Source organism: Marinobacter profundi (assembly GCF_002744715.1).
GTDB classification, from domain to species: Bacteria; Pseudomonadota; Gammaproteobacteria; order Pseudomonadales; family Oleiphilaceae; genus Marinobacter; species Marinobacter profundi.
In genome coordinates, this window is the sequence record NZ_KZ319370.1 from 286,160 (window position 1) to 311,559 (window position 25,400).

At 62.7% G+C, this 25,400-nt stretch carries 21 protein-coding genes; 9 read left to right on the top strand and 12 right to left on the bottom strand.

Annotation, left to right across the window (positions count from 1 at the left end; all coding sequences use genetic code 11):
* The first annotated feature begins 51 nt into the window (after positions 1-51).
* A complete protein-coding gene (locus CLH61_RS09325) occupies positions 52-657 on the top strand; it encodes a hypothetical protein (RefSeq protein ID WP_099614441.1) in 606 nt (201 codons plus the stop codon).
* Between the two features lie 30 nt (positions 658-687).
* Here the strand turns inward: CLH61_RS09325 and CLH61_RS09330 are convergent, their stop codons facing one another.
* From CLH61_RS09330 to CLH61_RS09345, 4 genes are all read right to left on the bottom strand, one after another.
* The gene (locus tag CLH61_RS09330) at positions 688-1,800 is read right to left on the bottom strand and encodes a HupE/UreJ family protein (RefSeq protein WP_099614442.1); all 1,113 of its coding nucleotides are present in this window, start codon (positions 1,798-1,800) and stop codon (positions 688-690) included.
* Positions 1,797-2,924, bottom strand: coding sequence for a tetratricopeptide repeat protein (locus CLH61_RS09335; RefSeq protein WP_228152593.1), 1,128 nt, complete (start codon positions 2,922-2,924; stop codon positions 1,797-1,799). Before CLH61_RS09335 ends, CLH61_RS09330 begins: the two co-directional genes overlap by 4 nt.
* A 64-nt stretch (positions 2,925-2,988) precedes the next feature.
* On the bottom strand, positions 2,989-3,210 hold the full coding sequence (locus CLH61_RS09340) for a hypothetical protein (RefSeq protein WP_099614443.1): 222 nt from the start codon (positions 3,208-3,210) through the stop codon (positions 2,989-2,991).
* A 16-nt stretch (positions 3,211-3,226) separates the two neighbouring features.
* Positions 3,227-4,747: a DUF4331 domain-containing protein gene (locus CLH61_RS09345; RefSeq protein WP_099614444.1), complete on the bottom strand. Its 1,521-nt coding sequence runs from the start codon at positions 4,745-4,747 to the stop codon at positions 3,227-3,229.
* 230 nt (positions 4,748-4,977) lie between these two features.
* On the opposite strand from CLH61_RS09345, the gene CLH61_RS09350 reads away from it, so the two are divergent.
* The 6 genes from CLH61_RS09350 to CLH61_RS09375 all read left to right on the top strand — a co-directional run bounded on the left by CLH61_RS09350 (position 4,978) and on the right by CLH61_RS09375 (position 10,346).
* Positions 4,978-5,535, top strand: coding sequence for an RNA polymerase sigma factor (locus tag CLH61_RS09350; protein ID WP_099614445.1), 558 nt, complete (start codon positions 4,978-4,980; stop codon positions 5,533-5,535).
* On the top strand, positions 5,532-6,251 hold the full coding sequence (locus CLH61_RS09355) for an anti-sigma factor (protein ID WP_099614446.1): 720 nt from the start codon (positions 5,532-5,534) through the stop codon (positions 6,249-6,251). Before CLH61_RS09350 ends, CLH61_RS09355 begins: the two co-directional genes overlap by 4 nt.
* Positions 6,252-6,415: 164 nt before the next feature.
* Positions 6,416-7,423 carry a methionine ABC transporter ATP-binding protein gene (locus CLH61_RS09360; protein ID WP_099614447.1) on the top strand — a complete coding sequence of 336 codons (1,008 nt, stop codon included), beginning with the start codon at positions 6,416-6,418 and terminating at the stop codon, positions 7,421-7,423.
* Positions 7,423-8,100, top strand: coding sequence for a methionine ABC transporter permease (locus tag CLH61_RS09365; protein ID WP_099614448.1), 678 nt, complete (start codon positions 7,423-7,425; stop codon positions 8,098-8,100). Before CLH61_RS09360 ends, CLH61_RS09365 begins: the two co-directional genes overlap by 1 nt.
* 21 nt (positions 8,101-8,121) lie before the next feature.
* A complete protein-coding gene (locus CLH61_RS09370; protein WP_099614449.1) occupies positions 8,122-8,904 on the top strand; it encodes a MetQ/NlpA family ABC transporter substrate-binding protein in 783 nt (260 codons plus the stop codon).
* Positions 8,905-9,083: 179 nt separating this feature from the next.
* Complete coding sequence (locus CLH61_RS09375) at positions 9,084-10,346, top strand: YncE family protein (protein ID WP_211289092.1); 1,263 nt, start codon at positions 9,084-9,086, stop codon at positions 10,344-10,346.
* A 69-nt stretch (positions 10,347-10,415) separates the two neighbouring features.
* On the opposite strand, the gene CLH61_RS09380 is transcribed toward CLH61_RS09375, so the two are convergent.
* The gene (locus CLH61_RS09380; protein ID WP_099614450.1) at positions 10,416-11,069 is read right to left on the bottom strand and encodes a peroxiredoxin; all 654 of its coding nucleotides are present in this window, start codon (positions 11,067-11,069) and stop codon (positions 10,416-10,418) included.
* Positions 11,070-11,279: 210 nt separating this feature from the next.
* Positions 11,280-12,653 (bottom strand): alanine/glycine:cation symporter family protein, encoded by a 1,374-nt coding sequence (locus tag CLH61_RS09385; RefSeq protein ID WP_099614451.1) that lies wholly within the window; start codon positions 12,651-12,653, stop codon positions 11,280-11,282.
* 297 nt (positions 12,654-12,950) lie between these two features.
* Between CLH61_RS09385 and CLH61_RS09390 the strand changes: the two genes are divergently transcribed.
* Both CLH61_RS09390 and fghA read left to right on the top strand, forming a co-directional pair.
* Positions 12,951-13,379: a CBS domain-containing protein gene (locus CLH61_RS09390; protein WP_099614452.1), complete on the top strand. Its 429-nt coding sequence runs from the start codon at positions 12,951-12,953 to the stop codon at positions 13,377-13,379.
* A 32-nt stretch (positions 13,380-13,411) separates the two neighbouring features.
* Positions 13,412-14,257 (top strand): S-formylglutathione hydrolase, encoded by an 846-nt coding sequence (fghA, locus tag CLH61_RS09395; protein WP_099614646.1) that lies wholly within the window; start codon positions 13,412-13,414, stop codon positions 14,255-14,257.
* 59 nt (positions 14,258-14,316) lie between these two features.
* On the opposite strand, the gene CLH61_RS09400 is transcribed toward fghA, so the two are convergent.
* From CLH61_RS09400 to CLH61_RS09425, 6 genes are read right to left on the bottom strand one after another with little or no spacing between them, the layout of a single operon-like run.
* A complete protein-coding gene (locus CLH61_RS09400) occupies positions 14,317-17,184 on the bottom strand; it encodes an EAL domain-containing protein (protein ID WP_099614453.1) in 2,868 nt (955 codons plus the stop codon).
* A complete protein-coding gene (locus CLH61_RS09405; protein WP_099614454.1) occupies positions 17,177-17,638 on the bottom strand; it encodes a response regulator in 462 nt (153 codons plus the stop codon). Before CLH61_RS09405 ends, CLH61_RS09400 begins: the two co-directional genes overlap by 8 nt.
* 5 nt (positions 17,639-17,643) lie before the next feature.
* Positions 17,644-21,342 carry a PAS domain S-box protein gene (locus tag CLH61_RS09410; RefSeq protein ID WP_099614455.1) on the bottom strand — a complete coding sequence of 1,233 codons (3,699 nt, stop codon included), beginning with the start codon at positions 21,340-21,342 and terminating at the stop codon, positions 17,644-17,646.
* Positions 21,335-23,581, bottom strand: coding sequence for an ATPase, T2SS/T4P/T4SS family (locus CLH61_RS09415; protein WP_099614456.1), 2,247 nt, complete (start codon positions 23,579-23,581; stop codon positions 21,335-21,337). Before CLH61_RS09415 ends, CLH61_RS09410 begins: the two co-directional genes overlap by 8 nt.
* A gap of 9 nt (positions 23,582-23,590) precedes the next feature.
* The gene (locus CLH61_RS09420; protein WP_099614457.1) at positions 23,591-24,736 is read right to left on the bottom strand and encodes a sensor histidine kinase; all 1,146 of its coding nucleotides are present in this window, start codon (positions 24,734-24,736) and stop codon (positions 23,591-23,593) included.
* Positions 24,729-25,397 carry a GTP-binding protein gene (locus CLH61_RS09425; protein ID WP_099614458.1) on the bottom strand — a complete coding sequence of 223 codons (669 nt, stop codon included), beginning with the start codon at positions 25,395-25,397 and terminating at the stop codon, positions 24,729-24,731. Before CLH61_RS09425 ends, CLH61_RS09420 begins: the two co-directional genes overlap by 8 nt.
* Positions 25,398-25,400: the final 3 nt, after the last annotated feature.

The following is a 25,400-nucleotide window of genomic DNA, read 5'->3' on the forward strand; positions in this document are numbered from 1 at the left end:
GTGCGCTGCTCCCTGATTTACCCCTGATGGCATCGAGGAGGCGAGCGTATTATGAACCAACCGATGGCAATCGACGAACTGGTGTCTGTAGCACAGGCTGAAGCCATGGGGGAACTTGACGCCCCCATGATGGCGATCGTCCTGTCCAGCGAACAAAGCTACGACTTGCCCATCAATTCTCTTGAAACTGATGCCGACAAGGCCCGCTGGGCCCTGATCCTCCGCGCTGCCCGGGAACACGTCGAGGCGGATGCGGTGGCGGTACTCTACCCGGCCTGGACCACCATCCGCCGCAAGCCCGGTGCGGACCCGGTCGTGGACGACGAGGACGACGGCACTTCCGGTGCCGATCCCGAACACCCCATCGATACCCTGTTTGTCCAGCTGCACACCAGAGACCGCATTTACTGGCGCGGCTTCGAGCAGATCCGCGATCCGCGTCACCAGCGCATCATCGGTTTCCGCCGCATCGGTGCCCTGTCCACCGATTACGACCGCAGTGAGGCGCCCTCCGTGACGGCCTGGCTGAGCACCCTGTTCGAGCCGTTGCCGGACGAAGGTGAGGAAACCGACGTCGATCGTGAGATGGCCGAGTTGCTGGAGGAGCCGGAAGTCAGCGCGGCGCTCTACCCCAGGCAGATGCGCGCGCTGCACTGACTGGTAGAAGACGGTAACGCCTGCCGGGGCTCACAGCGCCCCGGCGCGTTCCAGCATCCAGAATACACTCATCCCGCACACCCCCAGGACGACCATGGGCACCGCTGCGCGTCGATACAGCCGGTGACCGGCCAGCAGGTACAGCAGGGGGAAGGTCACCAGTAGCACCGCAAGTTGCCCCAGTTCCACGCCCAGATTGAAGCCTGCCAGTGCAAGCGTCTTGCCGCTCAGGCCACTGGTCAGTTCCGCAAGCACGCTGGCGAAGCCGAAGCCGTGGACCAGGCCGAAGCCGAAGGCCAGTTTCCAGGTTTTCTTGCCCAGGAAGGGCCACACCGTGTTGATCGCGGCCACCGCGATGGAAAACGCAATCACCAGTTCGACCCAGGGGACCGGAAGCCGCACGATATCCAGTGCCGCCAGCGCCAGGGTGATGGAGTGCGCGACGGTGAAGGCGGTGACCACCCACACCAGCCCGCTGAGCCGGGCCCGGAGGCCGCCCTCCCGGGCAGGCCGCTGGCGGAAGGTGGCGGGGAGGATCAGCACCAGCAGGAACAGCAGGTGATCCAGCCCGAGCAGCAGGTGGATAACCCCCTGCTGGACAAAGCTGGCAAAAACCCCGATGGCGGACGGGCGTGCGCCGGTCAGTGCCAGATGCCGCTGGTCGGGGCTGAGGACCGCAAGCTGTTCACCGTCCTGGCGGATGACCTGTATCAGGCCCCGGTGCAGGGGGTCGCGATCGAACAGCAGGTTATAGGTCAGACGGCCCGGCGACTCGCCCTGCGGGCATTGGATGTGCCACCGTCCGGCAGCGTAGGCGCCGTCACTGTGGCGGGACAGGCCCCAGGATGCGCCGCGCAGGGTGCAGGATGAGCCCCTGACATCCTCTATCCGGACAGTGTCGGTCACCGCCGCGATGATTGCGGAGCGCGCGGACCGCAGTTCGGCGCCGGTCACCTGACCGTCACGGTTGCTGTCGAGGCTGGTTAGCAGGGCGATGTCCCGCAACGCCACATCCACCCGCAGGGTGGCCGTGGCGCCGCGGTTGTCGAGGTACAGAAAGGCATCACTGGCCTTGTGGGCAGCGGCGGTGGTGGCGAGTAAACCGCAGCACAGGGCAAGCAGCAGGGCAAGCGGCCTGGTCATGGCAAGGGTGCTCCGGAAGGCGGCAGGTCAAATCTCCGGTCGCTCTGGTTGACACTGGCCAGCCATTGCCGCACCTGGCGGATAGATTCCTCATCGCCGGCCCGCTGTGCTGCCCGTAACAGCAGCCGGGTATCGGCGGCTTCCCTCTGGTCGCGCCAGTTGGCCACGGCGTAATCCAGGGCTTCCCCTGGCCGGTTGTCGATATCGAGCAGGAAGCGGGCATAATCCCGCCGGTGCAGGTCGCTCCCTCGCCACAAGGCTTCATCAAACCTTTCCCGCAACCTGCGGGTCAGCGAACGGGCCGCATCGGGCTGGCCCCCCGCTTGCAGGGCAATCACACGACGAATGGCCAGCGGGTCGACGCTGTCGTAACCATTGGTGAGTGCCACTGCCGCTGCGGGCTGTCCCGCCGCCAGCTGCCAGTCGGCAAGCTGGGCGCGGACATACAGGTCATCCGGGGTGAGTTGAAGGACGGTCTGCCAGTGAGTCACTGCGGTGACCAGGCCCTGTTGGGCGGCCATGTCACCGAGGGTGCCTTCCACCCAGGCCCGGAGCCGCGGATCTTCCGGGGGCCGTTGGAGCAGTGCACTGGCCAGCCGCTGATACGCGGTGGCGGCCTTGCCGGTGCGGGCGTCGACCCGGGCGAGGCAGTGCTGGGCCAGCAGTCCGGGGTAGCGTGTGGTGAGGTCGTTGCAGGCGTCCCGCGCGGCGCCATAGCGGCCGCGGACCAGCTCCATGTTGGCGAGGGTCAGGGTGGCCTGCAGGTACGGTTGTCCGCCGGCGGACCGGCTTCGTACAGTATCGAGATCCGCCCGTGCCTGGTCGAAGCGGTGCAGACTCTGGTTCAGGGTGGCCCGCAGCACCCGCAGGCGGTCGGTCATCGCGGTATCGGGCCAGGGCTCGAGCAGTGCCATGGCGTAGCCGAGGTGGCGGGGGTCGCCTGCGGTCCGGGCCCGGGTGATATGCCCCTGAATCCGGTCCGCCAGCCGATCAGGGTTGCCGGTGTCCGGGGTGTCATGGAACCCGGCGGGCAACAGGGCCAGCACTTCGGTATCGGAAAAATCGTTGGCAATGGGGGCCGGGGCGGCCTGCAGGCCGGTGGCCAGCGCCATCAGCCAAAGCATAAGTAAAAGCACCCTGCTCCGAAGAGCAGGGTGAAAGGCCGCCGGGAGGCGGCGGGGAGTGGACTCAGAACAGATCGTCATAGGCCTGTTCGTTGTCCTGGTCGTTGAACCGGAACGTCACATTTCGGAGGTCGACCGCCTGGCGATCATCACGGGTGTTGTTGATCTGCTGCTTGACGAACACCGTGAAGTCGGCACTCAGGGTGCCGCTGTGGTTGCTGCTGTCCGCGCAACCCGCGACGGCCAACCCAATCAGGGCTACTGCCAGCCATTTCAGTGTGATCATGGGGTTCTCCTTGCGCTTACATTGCAGTCACTGAGCCGGCCAGCGGGTGCCCCAGATAGGGGAAGCTGTCGAGTAGTCGGGTCTGGTCGGTGACCGCGCCATCGTCCAGGGACACGCCGTCGTTGGGGTTGGTTTCACCGAACAAGGGCAGCAGGGCGCCGATGGTGGCGTTCAGTGCCACGTCCACCACATCATCCACCGGTCGCCGTCCGTTGGGGAAACCGGCGGCGTCCCCGGCCACCAGGCCAAGATCGTTCTGGCTGGCAAGGTCAACCGGCGCGATGGCGGTGTTCAGTCGCAGCATGTCGGAGGCCTGTACGCCACCGGGCTGGTTGGAGAACAGCACGGCACCGGTGTCGTCGGTCACGGTCAGCCCGGTCAGGAAGGTGGCAACCAGATCAACCCGGGGAAACACCTGGGGTTCCGCGACCGCTTCGCCGGTCACAATCTGCAGCAGCTGGGGCAACGTCGGATTGGTCACGTAGGTTGCGAACTGGCCGTCGTCCTTCGGTTCGCTGGCGTTGAACGCATTCTTGTCGCGCAGGCCGATGACCACTTCGTTGACCAGCGGCATGCCGAGGCGGGAGACCTGGGCGTAGGCGCCGCCTTCCACGGTTGCGCCCTTGCCGTTGGCGCCGGGCGACGGATTGACAACCCTGGCCTGGCGGATGCTGGCGGTGGTCCAGGCGCCGATCACCGGGTCACCACTGGCACTGCGGGCGCTGCCGGTCAGGCAGGCGGTGGGTACCTCAAGGGCAAAAGCGGTGACGTTCTTGTCGGCGAGATCGTCAATGCCATCGTCCCGTATGCCGTTGGTGGCCTCAGCCAGTGGAATGCTGACCAGATCGAAGATCTTGCCGAGGTTAACCGCAAAGGCGTCCTTGCGCTGGCCGACGAACACCCGACCGGAACCGGTACAGCCCGGAATGGCCATGTCATAGACATGGGCAGCGGCATAGGCCGGGTAGTCCGGGATGGAGGTGGTGCCAATGTTGTCTATCGGCCTGGTGAAGGTTTCGGAACCGTCGGCATTGTTGGTGACGGCCATCACCGAGCCGGTACGGCGATCGCCCTGCACCAGCTTCACGCTGTAGGTCTGGCGTTGCTGCACTGCCCCGACATCGGCAGGCCCGGGGCCGATCGCGCCGGCATTCTTGAGCGGAATCGCCACTTTTTCCCCGCCCACGTCCAGCTCGATGTCACTGGTGACGTCCGTTAGCTGGAAGCGGAAGGTCAGGTCTTCAACCGCGTCGCCGGTATTGTCGACGTGGATCTCGTAGATGGCATCGGCATCCAGGTCGAAGTAATTGGGGCCGCCGTAGGCATCCTGCAGTGGCAGGTAGTTGGCGATCAGCGTGACAAAATCCTCACGACCGGCTTCGTAACTGCGGAACAGGTAGAAGTCGGAGCCGTCGACCTTGGGTATCTCGGTGATAAAGGGCGCTTCCCGGTGGCTGGAGCCATGGCTCAGGGTGGCGGTCATGCCCAGCCCGGCGAGCGCAAGTACGAGGGCGGAGCGCTTTAACATGATGTTCATTCCGTATTCCTCATCTGTGGTTGGTGGTACAGAAGAACAAACGGGTGGGTGTTGCCTCCGGATGCAGCGCCGTGAAAAAAAAACAGCAAGTCCCGTAAAAACCGGGAACCTCCGCATCCCCGGAGCGTGGTTTGTCGTAACAGTCTTTAACACCACCAGTAAGACCACGCCGGGACGGGTACCGTCAGGGCGTGGAATCCACCACTATCCGGTAGGGAGTCGGGACCACCATGGCGTTGATGGAAGCGGAACAGGAGGAGCTGATGCGGCTGCTGGGCTCGGTCGCCCAGGGCAATCGCAAGGCCTTCCAGCAGTTGTATGAGCGGATTTCCGGGCGGATGTACGGGCTGTGTTTCAAGCTGGCGGGCCAGCAGGAGCTGGCGGAGGAAGCGCTGCAGGATGCTTTCATCCGGATCTGGCACCACGCCGGTGAATACCACAGCGAACGGGGTGCCCCTTTGAGCTGGATGATGACCATTGCCCGGTACCGGACTCTCGATCTGATGCGTGCCCGCAAGGTGCGGCAGACGGCGGGCGACGACCTGCTCGAACATGTGGAGGACGAGCGCCACGGCCCGCTGGAAGCGTCTCTGCACCAGGCCGGCTCGGCGGCACTGACCGGTTGCCTGGAAGAACTCAGTGAGGTGCAGCGCGACAGTATCCTGCTGTCCTACTACCGGGGCTTTACCCACGATGAGCTGGCGGAAGCCCTCAGTTCGCCCATTGGAACGGTGAAAAGCTGGATCCGTCGCGGGCTGATCGCCCTCAAGAGGTGCCTCGAGCGATGAACAAGACACCGGAACGGATAGAGAGCCTGGCGGCGGAATATGTCCTGGGCAGCCTGCGGGGACCGGCACGCAGACGGTTCGAACGCTGGATGATGGAATCGGTGCGGGTGCGCCAGGAGGTCTGGTTCTGGGAAACGCGGCTCGGTGAACTCACCGGTGCAGTGGAAGAGAAGCGGCCCCCGGAAGCGGTGTGGCAGCGGATTGAACAGCGGTTGTGGTCTGACCGCGGCCATCCGGCGAAGGCCCGCACCACGACACCTCCTACAAGAACACCCCGGGGCGCCTGGTTCTGGCCGGGCTGGAGCCTGCTGGCTACCGCCGCCGCGCTGGTGATGGCGGTGGTGCTGGTGCGCCAGCCGGCCCCGGTTGCCTATCCGCAGTTGTCGGGTGCGATTGTCCAGCAGAACGTCGCCGATCCGCTCTGGCTGGTCAGTGAAACCACGGTGGACAACCGCCTGAAACTGCGGCCGGTGGCGGCAGCGGAGCCCGAACAGGGCAAGGATTACGAGCTGTGGATTGTTCCGGAGCAGGGTGATCCGCTGTCCCTCGGTGTCTTGCCGGTGGGTGGTATCTATCAGGTGACCCTCACCGATGCCGCCCGTGAGGCCCTCAGTCGCAGCCGTACCCTGGCCATCAGCCTGGAGCCCAAGGGCGGTTCGCCGACCGGTGCACCCACCGGGCCAATTCTTCACGTCACCAAGCTGTACGAACTGTAGACGGAGGCAGCGTGCCGGCCGTGGCTACCGTGGCAGGTGAGCGCACCGGGCCCCTCGCGGTGTAGGGGGAACTCCCGAGAGGGTTCCCCTCGGGTTTGGCGGTTAATTGGTCTATAATGGCCGGTTTTAACGCTGCACCCACAAGGCGCTGACAGGGCTCACACGTGATTGAATTTGATCAGGTCCAGAAGTCATACCAGGTGGCGGGCCGGGCGATCCCCGCGCTCCATCCTACCAGTATGACCATCGCAGCTGGCGAAGTCTTCGGCATCGTCGGCCACTCCGGGGCAGGGAAATCAACGCTGGTGCGTCTGATTAACCTGCTGGAACGCCCGACGGGCGGCCGTATTCTTATTGATGGCGAGAATGTGACCGGCTATGACGCCGGCGAGTTGCGGGCCTTTCGCCGCAAGGTCGGGATGATCTTCCAGCATTTCAACCTGCTGTCATCCAAGACCGTGGCCGACAACATTGCCTTCCCGATGAAGCTGGCCGGTATTTACTCCCGGAGTGAGATCCGTGACCGGGTCAGCGAGTTACTGGCCCGGGTCGGGCTGGCCGATCATGCGGACAAGTACCCCTCCCAGCTGTCCGGCGGCCAGAAGCAGCGGGTCGGTATTGCCCGTGCCCTCGCCTGCCGGCCGACCATCCTGCTGTGCGATGAAGCCACCAGTGCGCTGGACCCGCAGACCACCCAGTCGGTGCTGTCGCTGCTGGCAGACATCAACCGTGAGCTGGGGCTGACGATTGTACTGATTACCCATGAAATGGACGTGGTACGCCGGGTCTGTGACCGGGTGGCGGTCATGGACGCCGGTCGCGTGGTGGAGATGGGGGCGGTGAGCGATGTCTTCCTGCATCCGCAGCATCCCACCACCCGGGACTTCGTGTTTGAAAGCGAGAACATCGATCGCGGTGAGATGCAGCAGGATCTGGCCCATGCCGATGGCCGCATCCTGCGGCTCACCTTCCGCGGTGAATCCACCTACCGGCCGCTGCTGGGCAGTGTGGCGCGGCAGTCCGGTGTGGACTTCAGCATTCTGTCCGGGCGGATCGACCACATCAAGGATACCCCCTACGGCCAGCTGACCCTGTCCCTGGTCGGCGGAGACCTGGAGGTTGCCATGCAGGCGCTGGAAGCCGCCGACGTTCATGTGGAGGTACTGCGCTGATGGAAGCCTTGCTGAACGGATTGTTTACCAACGTGGACTGGGCGGAGATTGGCTGGGCGAGCTGGGACACCCTGGTGATGGTGGGGCTGTCACTGCTGTTCAGTGTGCTGATCGGCCTGCCGGTCGGCGTGCTGCTGTTCCTCACCGGCAAGCGCCAGTTGCTGGAGCAGCCGGTGGCCTACGCCATCCTGTCGTTTGTGGTGAACGTGCTGCGCTCGGTACCGTTTATCATCCTGCTGATTGTGATGATCCCGTTTACCGTGATGCTGATCGGTACCTCGCTGGGAGTGGCCGGCGCCATTCCGCCGCTGGTTGCCGGCGGTGCGCCGTTTTTCGCCCGGCTGGTGGAGACCTCGTTGCGGGAGGTGGACCGCGGCATCATCGAGGCGACCCAGGCGATGGGTGCCAACGTGCGGCAGATTATCCTGGGTGCACTGCTGCCGGAGGCCCTGCCAGGCATCATCGCGGGCATTACCGTCACCGCGATTACCCTGGTGTCCTACGCGGCCATGTCCGGCGTTATCGGCGGCGGTGGCCTGGGTGACCTGGCCATCCGCTTCGGTTATCAACGATTCCAGACCGATGTCATGGTGATTACTGTAGCCTTACTGGTAATTTTTGTGCAGTTGCTGCAGATGGCCGGGGATCGGCTGGTGCTGTATTTCAGCCGCAAATAATTCAAACAGGAGAATGCTTCTATGAACGTCAAGAAAACCCTGGTGGCACTGGCTGCCGTTGCAACTTTTTCCGCGGCCAACGCCGCTGACAAGCTGAGCGTGGCCGCCACTCCGGTGCCCCATGCCGAGATTCTGGAGTTCGTGAAGCCGATGCTGGCGGAGCAGGGCGTGGAGCTGGACGTCAAGGTGTTCACCGACTATGTGCAGCCGAACATCCAGGTGGACCAGAAGCGGATGGACGCCAACTTCTTCCAGCACAAGCCTTACCTGGACGAATTCAATGCCGGCCGGGGTACCGACCTGGTGACCGTCACAGGTGTCCATGTTGAGCCCTTCGGTGCCTACTCCAGCAAGATCAAGTCACTTGATGAGCTGAAAGAAGGCGCGGTGGTTGCTATCCCCAATGATCCGACCAACGGTGGCCGCGCACTCCTGCTGCTGCAACAGGCCGGCCTGATCAAGCTGGAAGATGCCAGCAAGATCACTGCCACGCCGCGGGATATTGCCGAGAACCCGAAGGATCTCGACTTCAAGGAGCTGGAAGCCGCCACCCTGCCCCGCATCCTGAACCAGGTTGACATGGCGCTGATCAACACCAACTACGCCCTCGAAGCCGGCCTCAACCCGACCGAGGATGCCCTGCTGATTGAAGGTGCCGAGTCGCCCTACGTCAACATCCTGGTGTCCCGTCCGGACAACAAGGACAGCGCCGCCATGCAGAAGCTGTCCGGTGCCCTGACCTCCCAGGCGGTGAAGGATTTCATCCTCGAGAAGTACGAAGGTGCCGTGGTACCGGCGTTCTGATCCGCGGTTTCATGGCTTACTGAAAAACCGGCTCATCGCGAGCCGGTTTTTTGTGGGCGACGAGTCTCGGTATTGACCCAACTGACGGACCGCCCGGCGAGAATGTCAAAGATCCCCGTGGTTGTTCAGTGTACAAGTGTGCGCTGAAGTAAAAACAACAAACTCTGGGGATACCCGATATGACATGGATGAATCGCAACCCTGGCCGGTTACGGCCGGTCACCCTGCTGCTTTGCACACTGTTGGCCCTGGCCGCGCCACCGGTACTGGCGGGCTGGTTTGGCACCAACGACAGCCGTGACACCAACCCCGGGGTAACCCGGGCGGTGATCTTCGTCGGTAACAACTGGGACGGCACGATCGATGTCGTGGATGCCGGCAGTTACCAGAAGCTGGGCCGGATCAATGGCATCCCGGACAAGCGCCAGCGGATGACCGAGATTATCCTCAACCCGGTACGACTGGCCTTTTTCGAGGCGATCCGCTACCTGATCGGGGAAGGCCATGACCAATACGTCGACGATATGTACAGCAGCCCCGATGGCCGCCTGCTGATCGTGTCCCGGCCCAGCTTTGGCGATGTGGTGGCGATTGAAACCGACACCGGCCAGATCGCCTGGCGCTTCCGGGTGGAGGGTTACCGTTCCGACCACATGGCCATCTCGCCGGATGGTACCCGGGTGGCGGTGTCCGCCTCCACTGGTAACGTGGTCCACATTCTCGACCTGCAGACCGGTACCGAGCTGGGCCGTTTTCCGACCGGCAACTCGCCCCACGAGAATGTCTATTCCAAAGACGGCTCGAAGATCTACCATGCCAGTATCGGCCACGTGTTCACCCCGCTCGACAACAACCTGCTGGACTTCACCAAGGGTGAGCGGGTGTTCCAGGTGGTGGATGCCGAGACCCTGGAAATTCTCCAGCGCTTCGATTTTGCGGAAAAGCTCAGTGCCGCCGGTTATCAGGATCTGAGCCCGGCCATCCGGCCCATGGCCCATACCCCCGACGAGCGCTTTTTCTACTTCCAGTTGTCGTTTCTGCACGGCTTTGTTGAATACGACATGCAGCAGGGCGTGGTCACCCGGCTGGCGCGGCTGCCAAACCTGGTGCCGGACTTGCCGGAGGAGCTCTACGTCAATGATTCCGCCCACCACGGCATCGCGATGAATGGCGCCGGAGACACCCTGTGCGTGGCCGGCACCATGAGTGACTATGTGGCCATCGTTGACCGGGAAACCTTCAGTTACCGGTTGCTGACCGGGTTGGGGGCGAAGCCCTACTGGGTCACCTCCGATGCCTCCGGCGACTACTGCTACATTTCCTGGAGCGGTACCGACCAGATGTCGGTGATTTCCTACCGTACCGCGACGGAAGTGGCACGGGTGGATGTGGGTGACCATCCCCAGCGGATCCGTGAGGGCCGGGTACCGGCCGGCTGGTGACGAAGGCGACCGACAAAAAAAGCCGGACAACGCAGGTTGGCCGGCCTTTGGTTTACTGCGGGATGGTGATCAGTCACCGCTCCAGTTGGTCTTCGGGTCCGGTGTCATCCGCAGGTAGGATTTCACCGCCTGGTAACCTTTCGGGAAGCGTTGCCTGATTTCATCCTCGTCCTGCAGGGACGGCACGATGACCACGTCGCTGCCGCGCTCCCAGTTGCCCGGGGTAGCCACCTTGTGCTCATCGGTCAGCTGCAGCGAATCAATAACCCGCAGCACTTCATTGAAATTACGACCGGTGCTGGCGGGATAGGTGATGATCAGGCGCACCTTCCTGTTCGGGTCAATGACAAACAGCGAACGCACGGTCAGGGTGTCGTTGGCGTTCGGGTGGATCATGTCGTAGAGGTCGGAAACCGTGCGGTCTTCGTCGGCAATGATCGGGAAGTTCACCACACAGCCCTGGGTTTCCTCGATATCCTTGATCCATTCCTTGTGGGAATCCACCGGATCCACGCTCAGGGCAATGGCCTTGACGTTGCGCCGGGCAAATTCATCCTTCAGCTTGGCGGTCAGGCCCAATTCGGTGGTGCACACCGGGGTGAAGTCCGCCGGGTGGGAAAACAGCACACCCCAGCTGTCACCCAGCCAGTCGTAGAAGCGAATCCGGCCTTCGCTGGAATCCTGTTCGAAGTCCGGTGCGGTATCTCCAAGACGTAAACTCATAGTGCTTTCTCCTTGCTCGATCAACATCGTTGAGGGTTACAACACGCTGTTGCCTGTGCCGACCCGGGGCCGGGACCTGCTTTGAGTCTATACGATAATGAGTGGGGATGACGGGGCCGGAACACAAGGGCGATGACCTGTCTCATCTGCCCTCGCCTTCCCGCCCCGCCGATTGCCCGGGTTTTCCCCGGCTAACCCCGGGAGTCCCCGTTACCCTTTTTGCACGCCGAGGCTCTTTTGCTTGTCAAAATGCTCGCGGGTGAGTTTGAACACCACCGGGCTGAGCAGCAGCAGCGCGATCAGGTTGGGCAGCGCCATCATCGCGTTGAGGGTGTCGGCCACCAGCCAGACAAAACCCAGATTGAGGGTGGCGCCTACGGGGATCGCCAGGATCCACAGTACCCGGTACGGGGTGATGGCTTTCACGCCGAAGAGGAATTCAACGCAGCGTTCACCATAGAACGACCAGCCCAGGATGGTGGTGAAGGCAAACACCGCCAGCGCGATGGCGACCACATAGTTGCCAATGCCCGGCATGGCTTCGGCAAAGGCCAGGGAGGTCAGCTCGGCACCGGACACACCGGAGGTCCAGGTTCCGGAGGTGATGATCACCAGACCGGTGATGGAACAGATGATGATGGTGTCGATGAAGGTACCCAGCATGGCCACCATGCCCTGGTTGATCGGGTCCCGGGTCTGGGCGGCTGCGTGGGCAATCGGTGCCGACCCGAGGCCGGCCTCGTTGGAGAAAATACCCCGCGCCACACCAAAGCGGATGGCAGCCCATACCGCCGCGCCGGCAAAGCCGCCTTCGGCGGCAATCGGGCTGAAGGCATGCTTGAATACCAGCGCAAAGGCGGCCGGAATCTCGCTGGCATTGATGGCCAGTACAACCAGTCCGGCAATGACATAGGAAATCGCCATCAGCGGTACCAGGGCGCTGGCAACATGGCCGATCCGGCGGATACCGCCGATCAGCACCAGGCCCACCAGCACCATCAGGATCAGGCCGGTTACCCAGTGTGGCAGCTGGAAGTTGGCCTCCAGAACATCCGCCACCGAGTTGGCCTGCACGGTATTGCCGATGCCAAAACCGGCAATGGCCGCGAAAATGGCAAACAGTACGCCGAGCCAGGCCCAGTTCTTGCCCAGGCCGTTGCGGATGTAATACATCGGACCGCCAACGTGAGCACCACGCTCGTCCACTTCGCGGAAACGGACGGCGAGGACGGCCTCGGAATACTTGGTGGCCATACCCACCAGGGCGGTCAGCCACATCCACAGCAGGGCGCCCGGTCCACCGAGGAACACCGCGGTGGCAACCCCCGCGATATTGCCGGTGCCTACCGTTGCCGACAACGCTGTCATCAGCGCCTGGAACGGCGGAATCTCACCCTCGCTGGCATCGTCCTTGCTGGCATGGCGGCCCTGCCACATCAGCCGGAAGCCGGCGCCGAGCTTGAGGATCGGCATGAGTTTGAGGCCGAGACTGAGGAACAGGCCCACACCGAGAATCATGACCAGCATGGGCGGGCCCCATACCAGGCCGTTAATGTCACCAATGAACGCTTGAATGGCTTCCATGGTTTCTCCTGTTGGTTCCGGGCGCGAAGCGGCCGGAAGGTGTAATGGATCGTCCTGCGGACGCATCAGGAATAGCTTTTTGCTATCGTAACCCGTTGAGTTTAGTCATTAATATTCAGCTGTAAATGGAAAAGTCCGATGAGCCGGCTGTGGCAGCCGGAGCGCGGGATTTTTTTTACCCTCTGCGTTGCCTGTTCCGGCCGGGATTGCCTATGGTTATAGGTACCCATCGGAAATCTGCAGCCGGTAAACCCTGGCCGCGTGAACTGCCCGATCCGGACCAGAAGGAGATTGACCATGCGTTCGCTCAAAGTGTCTGATGTAATGTGGAACCACATCGAACCCATCCGTTGTGGCACACCGCTGACCAGGGTGGTCAAGACCTTGCTTGCCAACCATGTAACCGGTTTGCCCGTTGTCGATGAACACCGTAAGGTACTCGGCTTTGTCTCCGAACAGGATTGCATCCACTCGCTGCTGGTGAGCAGTTACCATTGCGAAGGTGAACCCACGGTGGATGACGTGATGTTCCGCTCACCGCTGACGGTCGGTCCCGAAATGGCGGTGATTGACCTTGCCCAGAACCTCGGTGCCGGCAAGCCGAAGGTCTATCCGGTGGTCGATCATGACCGGCTTATCGGCGTCGTCACCCGTACCGCCATTCTGGCCGAGCTGGCAAAATCCGGGTGCGGCATTGAATTACCCAAATTTGTCGAGGCCGACTAGGCCCCGCGATCTCTCAAGCAACCGAGGTGGCCATGGAACTTATCTCAACCAACGTCAGCTTTGACGGTGAGCACCGCCGTTACCGGCACCGGTCCGCGGTGCTGGACTGCGATATGGAGTTTGCGGTTTTTCTGCCACCGCAGGCTCTGGGCCGGGAACCGCGGAAGGTTCCGGTGCTGTACTGGCTGTCGGGGTTGACCTGTACCGATCAGAACTTCATGCAGAAAGCGGGTGCGCAGCGGCGGGCCGCCGAACTCGGCCTGGCTATTGTGTGCCCGGATACCAGCCCGCGGGGAGTTAACCTGCCGGGTGAGGACGACAGCTACGATTTTGGCAGCGGTGCCGGCTTTTATATCAACGCCACCCGGGAGCCGTGGTCCCGTCACTACCGGATGTATGACTACGTGGTCAGCGAGCTGCCCGCGCTGCTGGAGAGCGAATTGCCGTTCACTGACCAGCGGGGGGTAAGTGGCCACTCCATGGGCGGCCACGGTGCCCTCATCTGTGCCCTGAAGAATCCGGGGCGTTATGCCTCGGTGTCGGCGTTCGCACCCATTGCCAACCCTACCGAATGCCCCTGGGGCATCAAGGCGTTTTCCGGTTATCTGGGGGATGACCGCGAGGCCTGGGAAGAATGGGATGCCACCCTGCTGATCCCCTATGCCCGTGAGCGCCTGCCGTTACTGATTGACCAGGGCACCGCGGACGAGTTTCTCGATCAGCAGCTCAACCCCGATGCGCTGGCGGACGCCTGCGAGAAGGTCCACCACCACATCAACCTGCGGATGCACCGGGGTTATGACCACAGCTATTTCTTCATTGCGACCTTTATCGACGACCACCTCAACCACCATGCCCGGGCGTTGGGGCTGCGTTAGGGCTGCGCTGGGGCGTCGGAGCGAATTCAGATAACCTGGCCCGCCGCAGGCGGGGGCGTTCAGCCCTTGCCCGCGGCGTGCAGCTGGAAAGCCTGCAACACGTGGTTGCGGATCTGCTGGTCGTCCCAGGGTTTGGTGAGGAACTTGTAGATCGCGCCCTCGTTGATGGCCTCGGTGACGGATTTCAGGTCGGTGTACCCGGACAGCACAATCCGCACGGTGTCGGGATAGATGGCTTTGACCTCGCTGAGAAACTCGGTCCCCGACATCTCCGGCATCCGCTGGTCGGAAATGATCACTTGCACGTCGTTTTCCGCCAGCAGTTCAAAGGCTTCACGGACACTGGTGGTGGACAGGATCCGGTAGCCGTCGCGGCGCAGCACCCGGGTCAGTGCGCGGAGGATGTTGGTTTCGTCATCCAGCAGCAGCAGGGTTTGTGCCGGTTGCGGCGCATCCTCACCGGTGGTTGCGCCCGGGTAGCCATTCCGGCCCTCACTGAGATAGCGGATGAGTTCGTCGAACGGCAGCGGCCGGGCGAAGGCAAAGCCCTGCAGCAGGTCGCACTGGTGTTTGCGCAGGAAGGCCGCGTGGGCTTCGGTTTCAACCCCTTCCGCCACCACTTCCAGGCCCAGGTGATGGGCCATGGAAATGACCCCCTGGGTGATCGCGGCATCGCTGCGATCCTTGATCACGTCTTTGATAAAGGTGCGGTCAATCTTGATCTTGTTGGCCGGTAACAGCTTGATGTAACTGAGACTGGAGAAGCCGGTCCCGAAATCGTCGATGGAAATCCGTACCCCCAGTTCACGCAGGTCGTTAAGGGCCTTGACCACTACCGCCGTATCGTAAAGCAGGGCCGACTCCACCACTTCCAGCTCGAGGAATTCGGCGGCCAGCCCGGACGCCTGCAGCACACTGCTGACCTCATCGACAAAACCGGATTTGCGCAGCTGGATCGGTGATACGTTGACCGATACGGTGCAGTCACGGAACCCCCTGGCATGCATCCGGATGGTGTCCTGGCAGGCCCGCTCCAGCACCCAGCGGCCCAGCGGGCTGATCTGTCCGGTTTCCTCGGCCAGCGGAATGAAGTCCTGGGGTGAGATCACGCCCCGCTCCGGATGCTGCCAGCGAATCAGCGCCTCGACGGATTTCGGGACGTTGGTACGGGCATCGACCAGTGGCTGGTAATAGACCGCGAGCTGGTCGTTATCGATGGCATCCTGCAGTTCGTTGCGCAGGATCACCCGTTTGTTGGCCTCGTCGTTCAATTCCGTGGAGTACCACTGATAGGTGTTACGGCCCATCTGTTTGGCGCGGTACATGGCCAGGTCCGCCTGCTGCAACAGTTCGATCGGGTTGTCGATGTGGCCACCGGCGGTGGCGATACCGACGCTGGCGGTCAGGTGCAGGGTGCGGTCATCGATACGGTAGGGGGCGGCAATCTCGTTGATGACCAGTTCCACCACCAGCAGCGCATCGTCGGCCTTGGCCAGGTCCGGCAGGACCACGATGAACTCGTCCCCGGAGAGGCGGGCGACGGTGTCGCCGGACCGCACCAGTTGTCGCAAGCGGCGCGCCACTTCCACCAGCAAGCGGTCGCCAATCCGGTGGCCGAGGGAATCATTGATCAGCTTGAAGCCGTCCAGGTCAATAAACAGCAGGGCGAGCTGGCGGCCGTAACGGTCGGCAAACTGGCAGGCCTGGGTAAGCCGGTCCTCCAGCAGGGAACGGTTGGGCAGCCCGGTCAGCACATCGTGGCTGACGTTATAGGCCAGTTCGCTCTCGGCAGATTTCTTGTCGGAGATGTCGTTCTGGACACCGATAAAATGGGTGACCCGACCCTGGTCATTACGTACCGGCCCGATGAAGAGGTCATTCCAGAATGGCGAACCGTCCTTGCGGAAGTTACGCAACACAACGGCAACATCCCGTTGTTCGGCGATGCTCTGGCGAATTTCCTGCAATGCGCTATCGTTGACCGCATCGCTGGTGCTGCCCTGCAGGAAGCGGCAGTTCCGCCCCAGCACTTCCTCCGCCCGGTAGCCGGTAATCCGCTCAAAGGCCGGATTGACATAGATCAGCGGCATATCGGGGCTCAGCGCATCTGCAATCGCGATGCCGTTGGAGGTGGATTCGATACCGCGTTGGAGTAGCCGCATCTGGCGGTTGCTCTGGATTTCCTCGGTCCGGTCGGTCAGCATCAGCAGCTGGTGGGGGCGCTGGTTGATGGCAATTTCCCGGGGGATGACTTCCATGCACAGGGGGCGCCCGGCACGGGTCAGGTGGAATTCCAGGCGACCGCCATTGCGGACAATGACACCTTCGCTGTCCAGCGGGCCCGTGGTGCCGGCCCTGAGCGTATCCAGCGTCAGTCCGGGCAGGTCGTCGGCGTGGTAACCATAGAGCTGCTGGGCCGCCTGGTTCATCGAGGTGATGGCGTCGGTTGCGGTGTCCAGCAGGCACATAGGTGCCGGGTTGGTATCAAACAACAGCCGGTAATGGGCCTCACTGGTGGCCAGCTGCTCGGTGGCCTGGGCGCGGTCAATGGCATAACGGATGCTGCGGATCAGGCCGTGGCCATCGAGCCGGCCCTTGACCAGGTAATCCGAGGCGCCCAGTTCCACCGCGCGGTTATCGAGGTCCTCGTCGCCCTGGCCGGTCAGCAGGATGAGCGGTGTGGTCAGTCCTTCGTCCCGGGCCTGGCGGATCAGGTCGAGACCGGAATCCGGACCCAGCCGCAGGTCTACCAGGCCGACGGCATAGCTGCCGCTGCGCAGGCCGTCGAGGCCGTCATCGAGGGAGTCGGCCCAGGTCAGTTGCACGTCTTTCCGGCCGGCGTCCTGCAGCAGGTCCCGGGTAATCAGAAAATCGTCTTCGTCATCCTCGATGAGAAGAATCTGCAGGTTCGGCTCGGTCTCACTCATGGTGCGGGTTCTGTGGCGGCAGGTTGACGGTGTCCATCCAGTAGCTTTGCAGGGAAGTCACGACCTCAAGCAGCTCCGAATAGCGATTGGGCTTGATGATGTAGGAGTTGGCGTGGTGGTCATAGCAGTCGTCGATGTCGTCGTCGCTGTGCGATGTGGTGAGAATCACCGTGGGGATGCGGCGGAAGCGCGGATCGGCCTTCAGCTCCCGCAGGGTTTCCCGGCCGTCCTTCAGCGGCATGTTGAGGTCCAGCAGGATCAGATCCGGTAACGGGCAGTCCGCCGTCTGCTTGTGCAGGGCGTTCTCGAGGAAGCGTAATGCTTCCTCGCCGTCCTCGACAAAGCACAGCCGGCAGTCGCGGCAGCGATCGGCGAAGGCGTCGCGAATCATCAGCCGGTCGTCCGGATCGTCGTCGGCAATCAGGATAGTGGGAGACAGGGTGCGTTCAGTCATCTGGTTTACAGGTCTCCTGGCCGCTGGTGGAAGCGGACCCTGAAAGTTGTGCCCTCACCGGGCTGGCTGGCGACGGTAATCCGGGCATCGTGCCGGTCCAGGATCTTCTTCACGATGGCCATGCCAATCCCGGTTCCGGCGTAGTCCTGACGCTGGTGCAGCCGTTGGAACGGATGGAACAGCTTGTCGGCATACTTCTCATCAAAACCGATACCATTGTCGCTGACCACCAGTGTCCAGCCGTCCGGGGTTTCATTCTCAGCGTAGACCAGAATTCGCGGTTTCTGGTCCTTTTTATGAAATTTGATGGCATTGCTCAACAGGTTCTGCAACACCTGGCGCAGCTGCACCGGGTCGCCGGTGACCGCGGGCAGGGGCTGCGTCTCTATGGTTGCCTGCTCGCGGCTGATCGCGGTTTCCAGATCCTGCAGGACTTCAGCGAGCAGGGTGTTGGTATCACAGCTGACAAACGGCCTGGCCCGGGTGGTGACCCGGGAATAGGACAGCAGGTCCTGGATCAGCGTCTGCATGCGGTTTGCCGCGGACTGCATCCGGCGCAGGTAGTCCTGCTCCTGCTCACCGAACTGCTCCGACCGGGTCAGCAGCCGGTCAGAGAACGCCTGGATCTTGCGCAGGGGTTCCTGCAGGTCATGGGACGCCACAAACGCGAAGTCCTGTAGCTCCCGGTTGCTGCGTTCAAGTTCCGCGAGGGTATCCTGAAGACGCTTTTCGGCAAGTTTTCGTTCCCAGATGCTGCGGTAATAAACGGCCAGGCCTTCCTCGGAAGGATAGGCGCTGATTTCCAGCCAGTTGTTCAGGGGGGCGTAATAGGCTTCGAAGCTGACGGATTCGCCGCTGGCGACGGCATGGCGGTAATGGTGCTCGAATTCGCTGCCAACGGCGGCCGGAAACTCGTCCCAGATACAACGGCCGAGCAGATCTTCGCGGCTGCGCTGGAGCAACTCTTCGGAACGCTGGTTGACGTAGGTAAAGCACCAGCTGGGATCCAGGGTAAAGAACGCATCGGTGATGCTTTCGAAAATGGTGGCCTGGCGCTCCGCCATGCGCCGGATCTGCTCGAGCGCCTCGCGGGAGGCGGTGATGTCCTGGAAGCCGCCCTGCAGCCGGATGATCTTGCCCTGCTGGTCGCAGACAGCGTGACCGATCGCCCGCACCCAGCGCAGCCGCCCCCTGGCGGTGCGCAGCTGCAGCTCCTCGTCAAAGGGGATGCCTTCGGTTTTACAGCGTTCCACCGCCGCCGAGATGCGCTCCAGGGACCCGGGCAGATAGTAGAACAGGCCGTCATTGAGCGGCGGTGCCTCGCCGATGGGCAATTCGTGAATCTCGAACAGCACGTCGGACCAGGTTGACTCACCGGTTCGAACATCCAGCATCCAGCCGCCAATGCGGGCGGCGGTCTCGGCTATTTTCAGCAACGCCTCGCTCTGGGCCAGTTGCTGTTGGGTTTGCCGGATGGCGGTGATATCCCGGGCCACCACATAGATCAGGTCGTCGCTGCTGAGCGTGGCGCTGACCTCCAGCCAGTGCTCGGCGCCGGCCCGGTCCTGCACGCGGATGAACAGATCCCGCACCGAATGACCTTCGATCAGGGACTGCACGGCCGCCAGCACCGCCGGCCGGTCCTCTGTAATCACCAGGTCCAGGTAGGACGTTCCGATCAGTTCCTCGCGACCGAAGCCGAGCTCGGTGACGAAGGCATCGTTGAGTTCAAAGAAGTGGCTGTTGAGGTCCACGATGCAGAACATGTCCGGTGACAGGGAGAAGAACTGGTCCCGCTCCCGGGTCAGGATCTCCGCCGTCAGCTCGGCCGAAATGTCACGGCCAACGCAGAACAGCGCGTCATCTTCGGCGGACCACTCGGCGGTCCAGGACAGGGTCACCACCTGGCCGTCCCGATGACGGTGGCGGTTACGGAAGCCGTGGGTGGCCATTTCCCCGGCCTCCTGCAGGCGGTGGATCTGTTCGGCGGTTGCGACCCGGTCTTCCTCCAGCATCAGGATGTCATAGGGCTGGCCGATCAGCTCTTCCGGCGCGTAGCCGAGGATGTCCCGGCAGGCCGGACTGACCATGGTAAACAGGCCGTCCTGGCTGATCGAGCACAGCATGTCCTTGGAGAACTCCATGATGCGTTCGTTAGTGGTGCGCAGGTTGCGCTCCTGCTCAAGGTGGAAATTGAGACTGTCGTTGAGGGCCAGCAGGTGGCCGGCACGATCCTCGGATTCCCGCCAGAAGAATTGGCTGAGCATCAGCAGGAAGCTCAGGCCGAGCCCGGTAAACAGCACCAGAAGGGACAGCATGGGAGTCTCTTCCGGCGTACCACCCGCTGGCAGGTAAACCAGTACCTGCCAGCGGGTGTCATGATGGGGGCTGAGCGCAATCATCGCCAGCGACCGGATGGCCGGCGGTTGCTGGCCTGGGGATTGCTGTGGTGAGTCTTGCTGTGGTGAGCCCTGCTGCTGGCTCAGCCGGGGCCGGTTGAGCGTGTCGAACACCACGGTATCGTCCCAGCTGATACGGGTATGCAGGCCGCCGGAGCCGAACTGCAGGACGTCGCGGTAAAGCTGCTGCAGGTCGATCGCGGCGATCACCATCCGGGCACTGCCTGTGGGGGTGAGGATGGGCACGGCAATCAGCGCCATCACATTGCCATCGTCATCCTGCAACGGGGTACTGACGTGGGGTGCCCGCAACTCCGCAACGTGGTTCAGCCAGCCGGTCGTGGCCGGCAGCTGGCGGAACTGGTGCAGCCAGAAGCGGGACGTGAGGTCGCGGGAATGGATCCGTACCGGCCGGTGCTGGTGATCGAGCAGGCCGATCAGCTGCAGTTCCGGAAAGTCACCGAGGTAGCTCTCGACTTCCTGCTCCCAGAAGTCCCGGTCGGGGAAGCCGTTCATCAGTTGCCAGCGATAGGCCAGGCGGCGGATCAGGGCCACCTTGTCAGTGATGATGGTTTCGCTGCTGACCCGGATCTGGTTGGCCAGTAATTCGGCGCGGCTGGTGAGGCCCTGGTCGTGCTCCACGCGGATGATGTGCCAGATGGTCGTAGTCACCACAATGCCCACCACGCCCGCCAGTACCAGGCCGCGTAGCGGGGTGGTGATGCGGTGGCGGCGCAGCAGTGTAAGCCCGGGTAACAGGAGGCCGGTGAGGATGATCAGCGGGCTGAGCACCACGGTGGCCTCCGGCACACTGCCCAGGGCAAAGGCATACAGTGACGGCAGCCACCAGGAGAGCAGGGAGAGGGAGCCGGCCAGCGCCATCAGGCCGGCTCCGATCAGGGCAAGTTGCCAGCCGGCACGGAGCTTAAGGACAGCGGCCACCGAGCCTGCGAACACCAGCGCAACAACGGCCAGCGCCGGGCTACCGAGGTAGGGACGGAGCCATGTCAGAAACTCTGTCGCACCCACCGGCAGGCTTGCCGCCAGACAGAGCAGTGCCGTGGCCGCCAGCATAATGGCCGCGACGATGGCGGCGGCGAAGTGGCGGAACAGGCAGCCCAGCAGGGTGGCGCTGACCAGCAGCGACAGCAGCCCGCCACCGGGCCGCAAGGTGACCCGGCCGGCGGAATCGGCGCCATGGCTGGCAAAATCGTACAGAATCAACAGGCCGACCGCCGCAAAGGTGGTTGCCAGGGTCAGGCCCAGGCAAAACAGCAGGCCGGCAAGGTTACGCGGGTTAACCATTCAGTACCTGGGGGCCGAGCAGGCGGAGGATTTCGTCCGCGGTGGTGAGCCCGCTGCGCAGTTTGTCCAGGGCATCGTCCAGCAACACCTTCATGCCCTGTTCGCGGGCAATATGCTCGATCTGCATGGCACTGGCGCCCTCGGTAATGGCGATCCGCAACTGCTCGTTCATCGTCAGCACTTCGTGCATGGCCACCCGGCCCTTGTAACCCTTATGGCATTTCTCGCAGCCGCGGCCCTGGTAGTAGGTCAGGCCGTCCTCGAGGAATTGCGGACCCAGCTGGCTCAGGACATCGGTGGGGGGCGCCACTTCTTCCCGGCAGTTCGAACAGATGCGCCGGACCAGACGCTGGGCAATGATCGCTTCCAGCGCCGAGGCGAGCACAAAGGGCTTCAGGCCCAGATCCAGCAGGCGGGCCACGGTAGCGGCAGCGGAACTGGTGTGCAGGGTGGAATAGACCAGGTGACCGGTCATTGCGGCATGGAAGGCCACATCGGCGGTTTCCTCATCGCGGATCTCGCCCAGCAGGATGACATCCGGATCCTGGCGCAGAATGGCCCGCAGCACGCTGGCGAAGTCCAGACCGATGCGATCCTTCACCGGCACCTGGCCGGCCATGTCGACGTGGAACTCCACCGGGTCCTCGATGGTGACGTAGTTGCGCTCCGGCGAGGCATTGTGTTGCAGCAGGGCATACAGGGTGGTGGTTTTGCCGCTGCCGGTGGGGCCGGTGGCCAGGATGATGCCCTGGGGCTTGGCCACCACATGTTTCAGCCGCTTCAGGTTGTGTTCGGACAGGCCGAGATCCTGCAGGGACTGGGCCGAGGACTGCCGTTCCAGCACCCGCATGACCACTTTTTCCCCGTTGATGGTGGGCAGGGTGGAAATCCGCAGGTCAACGATCCGCATCGGCGTCTTGACAGTAATCCGGCCGTCCTGGGGGCGTCGGCGTTCGGTAATGTCCAGTTCTGCCATCACCTTGATGCGGGAGACCACCGACATCAGCAGGTTGGTGGGAATGTGGATCTTGTCCTGCAGGACCCCGTCGATACGGTAGCGCACCACCAGTGACTTGGTGCGGGGATGGACGTGAATGTCGCTGGCCCCCAGGCGCAGGGCTTCGAGGATGATGGCGTTGACCAGGCGGATCGCCGGCGGCTCCTCGGAGCTGCCCAGCAGTTGCTCCAGGGATTCCTGGTCACCCTCGTCATCCAGCACGATTTCGATCCCCTCGTAGGGATCGTCGGTGCCGATTTTGGTAGCGATGTCGTCGAGCTGGTTGGTTTCACCGAAGATTTCAGCCAGCTTGGCCTGCATCTGGGCGGTTTCACACAGCAGTGGGTGGATGGTGTAGCCGGTCATGAAACCGAGTTCGTCGATCAGGCTGACGTCCATCGGGTCCACCATTGCCAGGCGCAGGCGTTTGCCCTGCACCCGCAGCGGCAACACCAGCTGGCGGGTACAGATGGTCTGCGGGATCAGCGACAGCAGGCTGGGATCGGGCTGGAATTCCCGCAGGTCGATGTCCTCGAACATCATCTCGTCCCGCAGCAGCTCGAAGACCTTGCGGAAGTCCACCCACTCGTGTTTCAGCAGCTGGCGCACCACCGGCGTCTTGTGGCTCTGCATTTCCCGATGCAGTTGCTGGATCTGCTGGGGATTCAGCCAGCCTTTCTTGTGCAGCAGGATGGCCAGCTGGCTGCGGTTGGTGGCGGTCAGCTTGGTGATGGTTTCAAGGTCGCGGTTCTGCTTCTTGTTCTCCTGCTCCAGTGCGCGGGTGCGCTGGATAAGCTCGTACTGTTCCAGCGCGAGTGCGATGGTCAGGCGGATGTCGTCATCGTTCCACGGCTTGAGGATGAAGCGGTAGACCGCGCCGTCCTTGATGGAGCCCATCACGGCATCGGTGTTGGCGTGGCCGGTGAGCATGATGCGGATGGTCTGCGGCCAGCGCTCGCGAACCTCCCGTAGCAGCTCGCTGCCGTTCATCCCGGGCATCATGAAGTCGGTCATGATCAGTTCGACCGGCTTGCTTTCCAGAATCCGGATGGCTTCCTCGGCGCTGCGGGCAAACAGCAGCTCGTAATTCTCGCGCTGGAATACCCGCCGCAGGGAGGCCAGGATGTGGGGTTCGTCATCCACCAGCAACAGCCGGTAGGGCGCCTTTTTCTCGGCGCTGGCCGATGCTGCGGCCTCGTCCTCGTTCTGGTCGAAGAACAGTGAAGCGTAGCGCTTGGCCATCAGAAGTCCTTAGTGAGCCGGTAGGGTAAGTGTAATGCGGGTGCCGCTGCCTTCATGGCTGTCGATGGCAATGCTGCCCCGGTGCGCGTGCAGGGTGTCCCGGGCAACCGTCAGCCCGAGGCCGGTTCCCGAGCCCACCGGCCGGGTGGTAAAGAACGCATCGAAGACCTGACTGCGGATGTCGTCGGGTATGCCACAGCCGTTGTCCTGGATTACGATGAGCACCTCCTCGCCGTTGCTGGCAGTCTTGATCTGGATGCGCTGGTCGGCCTGCTCCCGGTCGCCGTCGCGCAGGGCCTGGGCGGCATTATCAAGAACATTGTAGAAGGTCTGCGACAGCTTCGCCGGGTGGCCGGGAATGGCCGGTATTTCCGCCAGCTGTTCCATGATCTCCAGCTGGTGGCCGTAGTTGGTCTGCAGCAGGTGGGCGGCACTGCGCAGCAGGTCGTTGACATCACAGAGGGTGTAGTCGGCCTGGTCGATGCTGGAGAAGGTTTTCAGGTCGGCAACGATCCTGGCAATCCGTCGGGTGCCGTCGATCGACTCGGTGATCAGGTCGCGGAAATCCGCCAGCAGCTCCCGGTTGCTTTCGGTGTCCGGCAGCAGGTCCTGCAACTCGTCGACGTAGTCGCTGGCCACGCCCAGGTTGCTGTTGATAAAACCGATGGGGTTGTTGATTTCATGGGCGACTCCGGCGGCGAGCTGGCCCACCGAACGCAGCTTCGCGCTCTCGTACAGGTCCTGCTGGACCCCCTTGATCAGGGCGACCTGTTCATCGACCTTTTCCTGCAGCTGGTCAGACAATTCGCGGTAGCGGGCTTCCGACGCCCGCAGGGCCTCATTCTGCCGCTGCAGCTCGGCGTAGCTGGCTTCGGTGGTGTCATGATGCAGGTTGGCGGCCAGCCGGTACTTGGCAACGAACATCATCAGAAACGACACCAGGCTGGCGGCTGCCCGGCGTTCGTCGTCAGAACCGCCACCACTGAGCCAGCCCACCGTTTCCAGGTTGAACTCCACCGGCACGGCGTGGTCGCTGCGATCAGTGCCAATGCGGACCGGTTCGCGGCACAGTGCGCTCAGTCCGGCAGTCAGGCGCTGGAGCTGGTCGTCGGTCAGCAGATCCTGCAGTGACGGGTCGTCTTCGAAATTACGCATGGTGCAAGCCGTGGCTGGCGCTCAGCCGTTGAATGAACGTGTCCCGGTCGATGCTGTGAGTACCGGCCAGATCAAACTCCTGGTCGACGGCGGTGTACAACCGGTCCAGCAGTACCTGGAAGGTTTCGAGGACGCCCTGACCCTGCAGCGCGGAGGCCATCACCAGGGGTGCCCAGGGCGTGGCCGCCCAGCGTTTTTGCAGCACCGGCTCCTCGACGACGCCGGGAATGTCCCGTTTGTTGAACTGCACCGCCATCGGCAGGGAGTCGATATCCAGGCCGACTTTCTCCAGGTTCTCTTCGAGATTGCCGAAGGCATTGGCATTGTTATCCTGCTGGCTGGGCTGCGAGTCCGCCACGAACACCACGCCGTCGGCGCGGGACAGTACCGCCTTGCGGGTACTGTCGTGCTGGACCTGGCCGGGAACGGTGTAGAGTTTCAGCCGCAGGTCGAGACCGGAGCCACTGCGCAGGCCAATGGGCAGCATGTCGAAGAACAGGGTACGGTCGTCGCGGGTTTCCAGCACCATCAGCTCGCCCTTGCGCTCCGGGTTCAGCAGCGTGTGCAACTGCATCAGGTTGGTGGTCTTGCCGCTCAGTGCCGGGCCGTAGAACACCACCTTGAGGGTCAGCTTGTTGTCTTCGGCGATATAGTCAGCCATCAG

Bases quoted from the DNA above. Each gene is read 5' to 3' on its own strand.
- CLH61_RS09325 (WP_099614441.1), top strand. From the start codon at position 52: ATGAACCAACCGATGGCAATCGACGAACTGGTGTCTGTAGCACAGGCT.
- CLH61_RS09330 (WP_099614442.1), bottom strand. From the start codon at position 1,800: ATGACCAGGCCGCTTGCCCTGCTGCTTGCCCTGTGCTGCGGTTTACTC.
- CLH61_RS09335 (WP_228152593.1), bottom strand. From the start codon at position 2,924: ATGCTTTGGCTGATGGCGCTGGCCACCGGCCTGCAGGCCGCCCCGGCC.
- CLH61_RS09340 (WP_099614443.1), bottom strand. From the start codon at position 3,210: ATGATCACACTGAAATGGCTGGCAGTAGCCCTGATTGGGTTGGCCGTC.
- CLH61_RS09345 (WP_099614444.1), bottom strand. From the start codon at position 4,747: ATGAACATCATGTTAAAGCGCTCCGCCCTCGTACTTGCGCTCGCCGGG.
- CLH61_RS09350 (WP_099614445.1), top strand. From the start codon at position 4,978: ATGGCGTTGATGGAAGCGGAACAGGAGGAGCTGATGCGGCTGCTGGGC.
- CLH61_RS09355 (WP_099614446.1), top strand. From the start codon at position 5,532: ATGAACAAGACACCGGAACGGATAGAGAGCCTGGCGGCGGAATATGTC.
- CLH61_RS09365 (WP_099614448.1), top strand. From the start codon at position 7,423: ATGGAAGCCTTGCTGAACGGATTGTTTACCAACGTGGACTGGGCGGAG.
- CLH61_RS09370 (WP_099614449.1), top strand. From the start codon at position 8,122: ATGAACGTCAAGAAAACCCTGGTGGCACTGGCTGCCGTTGCAACTTTT.
- CLH61_RS09375 (WP_211289092.1), top strand. From the start codon at position 9,084: ATGACATGGATGAATCGCAACCCTGGCCGGTTACGGCCGGTCACCCTG.
- CLH61_RS09380 (WP_099614450.1), bottom strand. From the start codon at position 11,069: ATGAGTTTACGTCTTGGAGATACCGCACCGGACTTCGAACAGGATTCC.
- CLH61_RS09385 (WP_099614451.1), bottom strand. From the start codon at position 12,653: ATGGAAGCCATTCAAGCGTTCATTGGTGACATTAACGGCCTGGTATGG.
- CLH61_RS09390 (WP_099614452.1), top strand. From the start codon at position 12,951: ATGCGTTCGCTCAAAGTGTCTGATGTAATGTGGAACCACATCGAACCC.
- fghA (WP_099614646.1), top strand. From the start codon at position 13,412: ATGGAACTTATCTCAACCAACGTCAGCTTTGACGGTGAGCACCGCCGT.
- CLH61_RS09400 (WP_099614453.1), bottom strand. From the start codon at position 17,184: ATGAGTGAGACCGAGCCGAACCTGCAGATTCTTCTCATCGAGGATGAC.
- CLH61_RS09405 (WP_099614454.1), bottom strand. From the start codon at position 17,638: ATGACTGAACGCACCCTGTCTCCCACTATCCTGATTGCCGACGACGAT.
- CLH61_RS09410 (WP_099614455.1), bottom strand. From the start codon at position 21,342: ATGGTTAACCCGCGTAACCTTGCCGGCCTGCTGTTTTGCCTGGGCCTG.
- CLH61_RS09415 (WP_099614456.1), bottom strand. From the start codon at position 23,581: ATGGCCAAGCGCTACGCTTCACTGTTCTTCGACCAGAACGAGGACGAG.
- CLH61_RS09420 (WP_099614457.1), bottom strand. From the start codon at position 24,736: ATGCGTAATTTCGAAGACGACCCGTCACTGCAGGATCTGCTGACCGAC.
- CLH61_RS09425 (WP_099614458.1), bottom strand. From the start codon at position 25,397: ATGGCTGACTATATCGCCGAAGACAACAAGCTGACCCTCAAGGTGGTG.